We start from the raw sequence: 10613 nt of genomic DNA on the forward strand, positions 1-10613 counted from the left end.
GGAGGCTTACGTGCACAAGGTATTCGGCGTAGTTTTGTTAATCCTGTTAGCCCTGCCCGCATGGGCGCAGCAGATCAAGATCGGCCTCATCGACGTTCAGCGCGTGATCAGCGAGTCGAGCACGGGGAAAAAGGCGCGGGAGAAGTTTCAGGTCCAGGTAAAAAAGATCGAAGCGGATCTCTTGCGGCAAAAGCAGGAAATGGAGAAATTAAAGGCCGATATGGACAAGAAGGGTCCGCTGCTCAAGGACGACGACAGGAAGAACCTGGAAAAAGATCTCCAAAGAAAATATGTTACCTATCAGCAGGACATGCGCGATTCCCAGGAGGAGTTGCAGCAAAAAGAGCGCGCGATGACCGCGGAAATCTTGAAAGAGCTCGAGACGATCGTCAACGAAGTGGGAAAGAGCGAGAAGTTCACTCTGATTTTGGAACGCTCCCAGCTTCTCTATAGCGACCAGGCGGTGGACATCACGGCCAAGGTGGTCGAGCTGTATAACAGCCGGTCAGCGGCTCCCGCAAAAGCCGTCAAGGGGAAGTGACCACGGCTCGTAAGGTCCTTTCAACGCTCGCCCATCTCGTCGGCGGAAAATCGATCGGTGACGACGGGAGCCCGCCTTCCTCAAATCACCTGGCCTTACTTAGTTTTTGCCAAAGATCTTCGCCTCGGCGGCGGTCTACGACCGGTCGTCCTTGGCCGGCATTCGAACCGGCGCCGATTTTTTCCGAACGGGCATCGAGCCTTTCCGTTCGTCGGAGATCGAGCTGGCCCGCGGCGCCTGAATTGAGGGGCAAAAGGGGAGCAAGTCCATGCTCGACGTGAGAGAAATCTTTAAGCGGATTCCCCACCGGTATCCTTTTCTTTTGGTCGACCGGATCGTCGAGGTGGAAGGCGATGAGAGAATCGTCGGCCTCAAAAACGTTACGGCCAACGAGGGGTTCTTTCAAGGCCATTTTCCCGATCGGCCGGTGATGCCCGGCGTGTTGATCTGCGAGGCGATGGCTCAGGTCGCCGCGATCCTCGCCTACGTCTCCAGGGGCGGGAGCGACGGGGAGAAGCTTTTTGTTTTGACCGGACTGGATAAGGTGAAATTCAAGCGGCCGGTCGAACCCGGCGACCAGCTCCGGCTGGAATTGACCCGCCTCAAGCGCCGCGGCTCTTTCTGGAAAATGAGGGGCGTGGCGATGGTGGACGGAAAAATCGCCGCGCAGGCGGAGATTTCCGCCATGGAGGTCCCCAGGGATTAGGAACTTTGCTCAAGGCAAAATGCAAATGTCAAAATGCAAAATGAAAGAAAAGTGGACACTTTGAGTTTTGCGCTTTGCAATTTTCATTTTGCAATGCGCCGAAGACGGAAATGACTAAGATCCATGGAACAGCCTTGGTGGACAAGCGCGCCGAACTGGATCTGGACGTGGAGGTGGGTCCTTACAGCGTCATCGGTCCCGGGGTCAAGATCGGCAAGGGGACACGCATCAAATCCCACGCGGTGATCGAAGGCAATACCAGCATCGGCGAAGGCAATGTGATTTTTCAATTCGCCACGGTAGGCTCGGTCCCGCAAGATTTGAAATATCGGGGAGAGGAGAGCCGGCTCGTCGTCGGTGATCACAACACGATCCGGGAATTCGTCTCGCTCAACCCCGGCACCGCCGCCGGCGGCATGGTGACCCGCGTCGGCAGTCACAACCTCCTCATGATGTATTGCCACATCGCTCACGACTGTATCCTCGGCGATCATAACATCATCGCCAACGGGGCGACCCTCGGCGGCCACGTCGTGGTCGAGGATTACGTGATCGTGGGCGGCCTGGTCGGCATCCACCAGTTCGTGAAAGTTGGCACGAGCGCGATCCTGGGCGCCGGATCGATGGTCTCGAAAGACGTCCCTCCCTACTGTAACGCGACGGGAGACCGGGCCAGGCTCAAGGGATTGAATCTCGAAGGTCTAAAACGGAGAGGCTTCGGCAAAGAGCGGATCGACGCCATCAAGAAAGCCTATCGCATCTTCTTCCAGTCGGGATTGACGGCCAAAGCGGCGCTACGAAAAGTCAGGAGCGAGTTTCCCGATTCCGCGGAGGTTCAAAGTCTGGCTGCTTTTGTCGAGAACTCCCGCCGGGGGATCTGCAGGTGAAAAACGGCGGAATTCAGAAGTCAGAATCCAGAAGCCAGAATTTCGGAACGAAAAGTCACCAGCCTCTTCGCTTTCTTATTCTGAATTCTGGCTACTGAATTCTGCTTCCGGTTTCATTTATGCGCAAGCTCGGCCTCATCGCCGGCAACGGAAAATTTCCCCTGATCTTCGCCGAGCAAGCGAGACGCGCAGGGGTTTCGCTTGTGACGGTGGCCCATCGAGGAGAAACGCCGCGGGAGATCGAGCAGGTCGCGAACGGCGTGACCTGGGTTTACGTCGGCGAGCTGGGAAAGATCATCCGTACGTTCCGGAGGCAGGGCGTCAAAGAAGCGGTGATGGCCGGCGGCATCAAGAAGGTCAAGCTGTTTTCAAATTTCCGGCCCGATCTCAGGGGCGCGGCCTTTCTGGCGCGGGTCAAAAGCCGGGAGGACGACCGGTTGTTGAGAGGAGTGGCGGACGAGCTGGAAAAGGACGGCATCCGCGTTATCGAATCCACGATCTTCCTGTCTCAGATGATTCCCGCTGAAGGCGTCCTGACGCGCCGCGCGCCGAGCGCGGAGCAATGGGAGGACATTCGACTCGGATTTGCAACCGCCAAGGAAGCGGGAAGACTCGGCATCGGTCAGTGCGTCGTCGTCAAGCATCGCGTGATTCTTGCAGTGGAGGCGGCCGAGGGAACCGATGCGGCGATTCGGCGCGGGGGCGAGCTGGGTCGGGGAGGCTTCGTCGCGGTCAAAGTCAGCAAGCCCCAACAGGATCTCCGCTTCGATGTCCCCGCGGTCGGACCGGAAACGATACGAATGCTGCATGAATTGAAAGGCGCCGTCTTGGCTGTCGAGGCCGGGAAGACTATTCTGTTGGAGAAAGACGAGCTCTTGCGGGAAGCCGGCCGCGCGGGGATCGTCGTCGTCGGCGTGAGCGAGGAGAAAGTTAAAAGTTAAAAAATAAAGGGACTTCAGGCTTCCGTGTGAAGCAAGGCTCGGAGATCGCACCGCCGAGGCGCGGAGGGCGCGTCCTTCGACTAAGCTCAGGATGCGCGGCTATGAAAGAATTCCGTTCGTGGTGATCCCTCGACAAGCTCGGGACTAAAGGCGCAGTCGAGGGAGCCTGTCCTGAGCGAAGCCGAAGGGTCGAACCATGCGAACTCCGTGTCTCAGTGGTAAATTTTTCTTCACAGGGAGCCCTGAATAGCCAAAGGCAAAAGGCAAATACTTCCTTGAACAGCGAGGCAAAGATTCCGGTCGGCGTGGTCGGCGTCGGTTACGCGGGAAAACATCACGCGGAGAAATACGCCCTCTCGCCCAAGGCGAGACTCATGGGCGTGGCGGACATCGATGCGGAACGCGCGAGAGCGGTGGGCGCCGAGCTTGGCGTCGCGGCCATGACCGACTACCACGAGCTTTTCGGCCGGGTTCGCTGCGTGAGCATCGCCGTGCCGACGCGGCTGCATCACGAGCTCGCGCGGGAGTTTCTCGCCGCGGGCATCGACGTGCTCGTGGAAAAGCCGATGACGGCGACTTTGGAAGAGGGCGCGCGCCTCGTGGCTTTGGCGCGGGAAAAAGGATTGATGCTTCAGGTCGGGCACCTGGAAAGATTCAATCCGGCCGTCCGCGCCCTCGAATCCGCCGTCCGCGAGCCGAGATTCGTCGAGTGTCATCGTCTGGCGCCGTTCGTGGAGCGCGGCACCGACGTCGACGTGGTGTTGGATCTGATGATCCACGACATCGACGTCATCGCGAGTCTCGTGCGTGCGCCGGTCGCGCGCGTCGAGGCCGTCGGCGTCGCGGTGCTCACCAACGAGCCGGACATCGCCAACGCCAGGATCACTTTTGCGAACGGCTGCGTCGCCAACGTGACGGCGAGCCGCGTTTCGGTCAAACGCGAAAGAAAAATCCGCTTCTTCCAGCCCGACGCGTACATCTCCATCGACTACGATCAAAAGCGGGCGCAGATTTACCGCCGCCCCGAGAAGGGGGCGTCCTGGATGGATATCCGGGGCGAGACGGTCGAGATCCAAGAAACGGACGCTTTGGCGGACGAGATCGATTCTTTTCTGGATTCGGTCCAAAGCCGCGCCGGTCCGCTGGTCAGCGGCGAAGAGGGGCTGAGGGCCCTGGAGATCGCTTCGATGATCAGCGCAAAGTTGAGAGCCGCCGTCTGAGCGTCGATGTGGGAAGCGGCAAGCGGGTTTTGCTGGTGGCCGGAGAGGCGTCGGGAGATCTTCACGGCGCTGAACTGGTGCGGGCGCTCCGTGAGCGCGACTCGACTTTGGAAATTTCCGCCGTCGGTGGAGCGGCGCTCGAAAGCGCGGGCGCCGGGATCGTCTTCGATGTCGACCGGATCGCGGGAATGGGGCTCACCGAACTGGCGGGCAACCTGACGAACATCTGGCGGGCCTATGGGCTGGTCAAAAGAATTTTGCGCGAGCAAAGGCCGAGCCTGTTGATCCTGATCGACTTTCCGGATTTCAATATGCGCCTTGCGGGGGTTGCGAAGAGGATCGGGGTACCGGTGCTATACTATATCAGCCCGCAAGTGTGGGCCTGGCGGAAACGCAGGATCGAAAAAATCGCCCGCTCCGTGAACCGGGTCGCCGTAGTTTTCCCGTTCGAAGCCCCGCTGTACGAGAAAGCGGGAGTGACCGTCGATTTTGTCGGCCATCCGCTGCTCGATGTCGCGCGCGCAACGAGATCCCGCGAGGAAACGCTTAAACGCCTCGGTTTGGACCCGTCCAAGCGGACGATCGCGCTGCTCCCGGGAAGCCGCCGCCGCGAGGTGGCTTATCATCTTCCCGTGATGCTCGAGGCGGCGGCGCTATTGAGCCGGGAGGCGGCGCTCCAGTTCGTTTTGGTTCGCGCCAGCACGGTCGGGCGGGATGCTCTCGAGCCGGCGCTCGCGCGCGCTCGGGTCGCCGTTTCGGTGAGCGACGGAGACGCGTACAATGTGCTTCATGCCAGCGATCTCGCCTGGACCGCATCCGGGACGGCGACGCTCGAAACGGCGCTGATGCTCTGCCCTATGATTATCGTCTACCGGGTGACGCGGCTGACCTACGCGCTGGCACGCCGGCTGGTGCGGGTGGACTTTATCGGCATGGCCAATATCATCGCCGGGAAGAAAGTAGTTCCGGAATTGATTCAGGGCGACCTGACGGCCGAACGGATGGTTATGGAGAGCCAAGCGATTCTCAGGAACCGGGAGCTGCGCGAGCGGATGATCGCGCAACTCGCCGAGGTCCGGGGGCGGCTCGGGGTTCCGGGCGCGGCAGCGCGAACGGCGGACATCGCGCTGGAGATGATGAGCTGATAATCGAAGAGCAGTCCGACGGAGGCGACACTGTGGAAATATATCGGCGCTTACTCAAGTACCTCAGGCCTTATATTTGGCCCTATTTCATCGTTGCCATCATTTGCATGGCGTCCTACAGCGCGACGACCGGATCGGCCCCGCTTCTCCTCCGCCACGTCGTCGACGATATCTTCACGCGCAAGGACCAGACGGCCCTGGCTTATATGCCGTGGATCATCGTCGCCGTCTTTACCGTTCGCTGCCTCGTCCACTTCGCCCACAGCTACCTCATGGATTTTATCGGTCTGCGTATTCTCAATGACGTTCGCGGCGCTTTGAACAGCCATATGCAGTATCTCTCCCTGTCCTATTTTCAGCGCCATCCGACGGGCACCCTCATTTCCCGCATCACCAACGACGTGGGACTCGTGCGCTCCGCGCTGACGGATTCCGTGGCCTCCGTGATGCGCGACTCCATGTCTCTGATCGGTCTGGTGGCGGTTGCGTTCTACATGGATTGGGTCCTGGCGAGCATAGCGTTCGTGGTCTTTCCCGCCTCGGTGTTGCCGATCACCCGCATGAGCAAAAGGATCAAGCGCATCACCAAGCGCAACCAGGTGTCCCGGGGGCGTTTAGTCAATCTGTTGCAGGAAAGCATCCAGGGAAACCGCATCGTCAAGGCCTTCGGCATGGAGCAATACGAGATCGACCGCTTCAACGCCGAAAATAATACGATTTTGAAACAGGCGCTCAAGGCGGTGCGCACGTCGGGATTTGTCAGCCCGGTCATGGAGATGTTGGCCGCCCTGGCGATCGCCGCCGTGCTTTGGTACGGCGGCTATAGCGTCACTTCAGGCGGCCGCACCCAGGGCGAATTCATGGCCTTTTTGATGGCGATGTTTCTCTTGTACCAGCCCTTCAAGGCGCTGGCCAAGACCTATGCGGTCATTCAACAGGGTCTCGCGGGGGCCGAGCGGATCTTCGAAGTCTTGGATAGCGTGCCGGAAATCAGGAACCGTCCCAACGCCCGGCCAGCGCCCGCCTTCTCGGAGGCGGTCGAATTTCGCAACGTCAGCTTCGGGTACGGGCGCAAGCTGGTCCTGAAGGATATCAATCTAAAAATCCGCCGCGGCGAAATGGTCGCGCTGGTCGGAGTGAGCGGCGTCGGCAAGAGCACGCTGGCGGACCTGGTGCCGCGGTTTTACGATGTAGCGTCCGGCAAGATCACGATCGACGGCATGGATATTCGAGATGTCACGCTCGAATCGCTCCGCTCCCAGATCGGCATCGTTACGCAGCATACGTTTCTCTTCAACGATTCGATTAAAAACAACATCGCCTACGGCGATCCCGCGCAGGACTTGGACCATATCGTCGCCGCCGCCCGGGCCGCAAACGCCGAGGAATTCATCCTCGGGACGGCGCAGAATTACAATACGGTGATCGGAGAGCTCGGCATGAAGCTTTCGGGCGGGCAGCGCCAGAGGTTGGCGATCGCCCGCGCGCTGCTGAAGGACGCGCCGATTCTGATCCTGGACGAGGCGACCTCGTCTCTGGACAGCGATTCGGAAAGGCTGGTTCAGGAGGCGTTGGAAAACCTGATGGTCCAGCGGACCACGCTCGTCATCGCGCACCGGCTCTCGACCATTCGCCGAGCGACGCGCATCGTCGTCCTGGTCGACGGCATGATCGCCGAGGAGGGAACCCACGACGAGCTGCTGGCGCGGAAGTCCGAGTACAGCCGGCTCTACACTTTGCAACTCCTGGAAGAGGAGAAAACGCCGGGAGACAAAGTCCTGCACTGACGCTCCATGCAATACTTCTTCTACAATATCGAGTGGACGGTCGGTCTCATTCTCGGCTTGCCGCTGACGCCGCTGTTCCTGGTGCTGGGCGAGAGATACCGGCGGGGATTGCTCCAGCGGTTCGGCTTCTATCCGCTGAAGCTGCGCGAGTCGATGCGGGGCGCTCGGCCGATCTGGATTCATGCCGCTTCGGTGGGCGAGGTTCTCGCGGCGAGGCGTCTCGCGGACGCGTTGAAGGCGAAATTTCCCGAACGGAAGATCGTGCTCTCGACGTTTACGTTCGCGGGACAAGAGGTGGCGCGAAAGAGCGTCGCCGCCGCGGACGCCTGCATCTATTTGCCGCTGGATCATCTCTGGATCGTCGGGCGCGCGCTCTCGGTTTTCGATCCCCGCATGTTGATCGTTTTGGAAACCGAAATCTGGCCCAATCTCCTGCGCCTGTCTTACCGCAAGGGAATTCCCACTCTCCTCTTGAGCGGGCGCCTCTCGCGCGGCTCGTTCCGCACTTATTTCTTTTTCCGCCGTTTTTTCTCGCAGGCGGTCGGACATCTCACCGGGCTGGGCATGCAGAGCGCGGAAGACGCCGAGCGCATGATCCGTCTCGGAGCGGACGCAGAGCGGGTTGTGATCACGGGGAATCTGAAGGATGCTGCGTCGGAAAATAGAAAGAACGCGCCGGGCGCCCTGCTGCCGGATCTGTTGCGAACCGGCGGCAACGACCGCCGCGTTTTTGTCGCCGGCAGCACGCATCGGGGCGAGGAGGAAATTCTTCTGGCGGCTTACCGGGGACTCAAGCCGGTTTTTCCGGATCTCGTCATGGTCTTGGCGCCGCGCCATCCGCAGCGGTTTCCGGAAGTGGAAAAGCTTCTCGTAGGAGCCGGACTCTCCTACATCAAGAGAAGCGAGATGAACGGCCGGACCGATCAGCCCCCCGATGTCATCTTTCTCGATACGCTGGGCGAGCTCGAGACTTTTTATTCCGCCGCCGACATCGCTTTCGTGGGCGGCAGTCTGGTTGAAGCCGGCGGGCACAACGTGATGGAGCCCGCCCGTTTCGGCAAGCCGGTTCTTTTCGGGCCGCACATGGCCAATTTCAGCCGAATCGCGGAGGATCTAAAGCTCGCCGGAGGCGGCATCGAGATTTGTGGGAAGGACGACCTTGCCCGCGAGCTCTCGCGGTTGCTGAGCGACCGGGCGAGCGCGAAAAGGGCCGGAGAGCGCGCCTACGACGTGGTCAAGAAGGACCGGCGGGTCGTGGAAAGGAGCATGGAACTGATCGGCCGCTACTTGTGAGCCGGGATGAACGACGTGGACCCATGGACGCCGCTTGGGATCGAAGAGTTTGGGAGAGAAAAGGGTTATCTTATCGCGCCGTGTGGCTGTCGCTCGCGCCGCTGTCTTTTTTCTACGGTCTCGGGATCCGCATTCGTAATCTGTTTTACTTCCTCGGTTGGCGCGGCGTCCGCAGCCTTCCTCGGACCGTCGTCAGCGTGGGAAACCTGACCGTCGGCGGCACCGGCAAAACGCCGACGACGATCTGGCTCGCTGGCGAGCTCAAAAAGCTCGGCTACCGCGTGGCGATACTCAGCCGGGGCTATAAGAGAACCGGAAAAGAATCGCTCGTGTTGCAGCCCGCTGCCGATTCTTCTCTCGCCGCCGATGACGCCGATGTGCCGGCGGCGGGCGACGAGCCGGCCATGATGGCCCGTCTTTTCGGTTATCGGGTCGGTGTGGGGCGGGACCGATTCGAGCTTGGAACGAGGATATTGCGCGACGGCGACGCCGACGTCTTTATTCTGGACGACGGTTTTCAGCATCGCGGGTTGAAGCGGGACATCGACCTCCTCCTTCTCGGCGCGGACTGGAACGGATGGCTTCTGCCGGCCGGACCTTTCCGCGAGCCGCGGCCGGGTCTCCGCAGGGCGAATTTTTATCTGGTGACCGGCGCGCGCGAGAAATGGGAAAGGCCGCTCTCGCGCCGGCCGCGCGACGCGGTATTTTTCGGCTCGCTGCAGCCGCGCGCGCTTTTGACGTCGGAGCAGGGTCGCTGGAAAGAGTACCCGCTGACCATGCTGGATCGAAGTAAAATACTTGCGGTTTCGGCCGTCGCCGATCCCACGCCGTTTTACCGCATGATCCACGATTGGCAAGGCGAGATCGTGGACACGGTGGAGTTCCCCGATCATCATCGTTATTCGATCCGGGACTGGCAGAGAATCAACCGCGCCGCGCACAACGCGGATATCGTTCTCACCACGGAGAAGGATATCATCAAGCTCGCGCGCTTCCCGTTCGCCAAGGAGCGGCTGATGGCGCTCAGGGTCGAGATGGCGGTGGAAAACGGCACCGCCCTCGTCGCCGCCGTGGAGCGGGTCATCCGGGAAAAGAAAAATGCAGATTAGTCCACGCGCTCGGAGCAAGCCGTTCCGGGCGACGGCGATAGGTCTCTGCCTTGAGGAGGCCGTCATCCCCGAGAGATGCGGAAGCGGCCGAGAGCTGCGCGATGCGAAGCAAAAGGGCAGAACGGGTCGTGGAAGCTGCGCGTCCAGGCGCCGTCGCCCTTCACGGCTCGCTCCCTTCGCACGTGGATGGCCAGGATTGATGTTTTATGGCGGCATCAGCGGCTGAAAACGCTGGCGTTCTCCTGGATCGCGACGGGACGATGATCCGCGACATGGGTTATCTCACGCGCATCGATGAAATCGAGATTCTGCCCGGAGTGCCGCAGGCGATACGAATGCTTCGCGAGAGCGGACTCAAGGTGGCCGTGATCACCAATCAATCGGCGGTCGGACGTGGTATGTTGAAGGAGGAGGAGCTCTGCCGCATTCACCGCGAGCTGGAGAACCGCCTCGCCGCGAGCGGCGCGCGCGTCGATGGCGTTTACTATTGTCCGCATCATCCGACCGAGGCCTTGGGAAGTTATCGGATCGTGTGCGAGTGCCGGAAGCCGAACGTCGGCCTGGCCGAGCGGGCGGCGGACGAGTTGAAGTTCGATCTCGGCCGTTCCTACGTCGTAGGGGACCAGGCGATGGACATGGAGCTGGCGGCGCGCATCGGTGCCCGGGGCATCCTGATCCGAGATCAACAGCCGGCGCCCGGTTGCCTGGCCGTGAAGAGCTTGTGGGAGGCCGCCAACTGGATCGTTCGGGATCTTGCCGGAGAAAAATAACGGAGCGCGCATGATATCTCTCGTTACGGGCGTAGCCGGCTTTGTCGGCTCGCATCTGGCGGAAAGGCTCCTCGCCGAGGGCCATACCGTCCGCGGCGTGGATAAATTCCTCGACAACTATCCGCGCCGCTTTAAAGACTGGAACCTCGCTCAATTGTCGAAGCATCCGCGCTTCGAATTCGTGGACAAGGATCTGGTGGACCTCGATCTCGTC

12 protein-coding genes are annotated in these 10613 nt (G+C 60.5%); all 12 read left to right on the top strand.

The genetic code is table 11. From position 1 onward, the window contains the following. Positions 1 to 10 precede the first annotated feature (10 nt). A complete protein-coding gene (locus VGL70_04885; GenBank protein ID HEY3302857.1) occupies positions 11 to 541 on the top strand; it encodes an OmpH family outer membrane protein in 531 nt (176 codons plus the stop codon). A gap of 106 nt (positions 542 to 647) precedes the next feature. After that, positions 648 to 782 (top strand): hypothetical protein, encoded by a 135-nt coding sequence (locus tag VGL70_04890; GenBank protein HEY3302858.1) that lies wholly within the window; start codon positions 648 to 650, stop codon positions 780 to 782. A gap of 27 nt (positions 783 to 809) precedes the next feature. Next, on the top strand, positions 810 to 1247 hold the full coding sequence (fabZ, locus tag VGL70_04895) for a 3-hydroxyacyl-ACP dehydratase FabZ (GenBank protein HEY3302859.1): 438 nt from the start codon (positions 810 to 812) through the stop codon (positions 1245 to 1247). A gap of 110 nt (positions 1248 to 1357) precedes the next feature. Continuing rightward, a complete protein-coding gene (gene lpxA / locus VGL70_04900) occupies positions 1358 to 2134 on the top strand; it encodes an acyl-ACP--UDP-N-acetylglucosamine O-acyltransferase (protein HEY3302860.1) in 777 nt (258 codons plus the stop codon). A 119-nt stretch (positions 2135 to 2253) separates the two neighbouring features. Beyond that, positions 2254 to 3075, top strand: a complete 822-nt coding sequence (gene lpxI, locus VGL70_04905; protein ID HEY3302861.1) for a UDP-2,3-diacylglucosamine diphosphatase LpxI — start codon at positions 2254 to 2256, stop codon at positions 3073 to 3075. A gap of 275 nt (positions 3076 to 3350) precedes the next feature. Continuing rightward, positions 3351 to 4295, top strand: a complete 945-nt coding sequence (locus VGL70_04910) for a Gfo/Idh/MocA family oxidoreductase (protein ID HEY3302862.1) — start codon at positions 3351 to 3353, stop codon at positions 4293 to 4295. 8 nt (positions 4296 to 4303) lie between these two features. Beyond that, entirely contained in the window at positions 4304 to 5440 is a 1137-nt protein-coding gene (gene lpxB / locus VGL70_04915; protein HEY3302863.1) for a lipid-A-disaccharide synthase, read from the top strand. A gap of 32 nt (positions 5441 to 5472) precedes the next feature. Beyond that, positions 5473 to 7227, top strand: a complete 1755-nt coding sequence (locus VGL70_04920) for an ABC transporter transmembrane domain-containing protein (GenBank protein ID HEY3302864.1) — start codon at positions 5473 to 5475, stop codon at positions 7225 to 7227. A 6-nt stretch (positions 7228 to 7233) separates the two neighbouring features. After that, the gene (locus tag VGL70_04925) at positions 7234 to 8520 is read left to right on the top strand and encodes a 3-deoxy-D-manno-octulosonic acid transferase (protein HEY3302865.1); all 1287 of its coding nucleotides are present in this window, start codon (positions 7234 to 7236) and stop codon (positions 8518 to 8520) included. A gap of 23 nt (positions 8521 to 8543) precedes the next feature. After that, on the top strand, positions 8544 to 9629 hold the full coding sequence (gene lpxK, locus VGL70_04930) for a tetraacyldisaccharide 4'-kinase (GenBank protein HEY3302866.1): 1086 nt from the start codon (positions 8544 to 8546) through the stop codon (positions 9627 to 9629). A gap of 206 nt (positions 9630 to 9835) precedes the next feature. Continuing rightward, positions 9836 to 10399 (top strand): HAD family hydrolase, encoded by a 564-nt coding sequence (locus VGL70_04935; GenBank protein HEY3302867.1) that lies wholly within the window; start codon positions 9836 to 9838, stop codon positions 10397 to 10399. Between the two features lie 10 nt (positions 10400 to 10409). After that, positions 10410 to 10613 (top strand): GDP-mannose 4,6-dehydratase (locus VGL70_04940; GenBank protein HEY3302868.1); only part of this gene is annotated, 204 nt, incomplete at its 3' end.

The sequence above is a fragment of the Candidatus Binatia bacterium genome, from assembly GCA_036504975.1.
Classification (GTDB): Bacteria; Desulfobacterota; Binatia; order UBA9968; family UBA9968; genus JAJPJQ01.